Source organism: Bartonella sp. TT110JLCBS (assembly GCF_042193405.1).
Taxonomy (GTDB): Bacteria; Pseudomonadota; Alphaproteobacteria; order Rhizobiales; family Rhizobiaceae; genus Bartonella.
This window is the reverse complement of the sequence record NZ_JBHILT010000224.1, coordinates 434-667: the sequence shown is the minus strand read 5'-3', so window position 1 is coordinate 667 and position 234 is coordinate 434. Positions and strand designations below refer to the sequence as shown.

Genomic DNA, 234 nt, shown 5'->3' with positions numbered 1-234 from the left:
TAAGGGTTGATTTTCCCGAACCGGATGGTCCCACCAATGCTGTCATTTTTCCGGCTTCTATTTCTAGATTGATGTCTTTCAATATCATTTTGTTATTAGTGTATGCAAAAGAAACATGTTCGAAACGAATAGTTCCTTGCGTTTTATTCAGATCTTTAGCTTCTTTATGTTCTACAACTGTAAGGGGACAATCGAGTATTTCAAACATCGTACGGATATTGACCAAGCCAGATT

Annotated in this window: 1 protein-coding gene; it reads right to left on the bottom strand. The window is 37.2% G+C overall.

Annotated features, from left to right (window positions below):
• Positions 1-234: ATP-binding cassette domain-containing protein (locus ACFILW_RS10590; RefSeq protein WP_375685818.1), on the bottom strand; the 234-nt coding region annotated here is incomplete at both ends.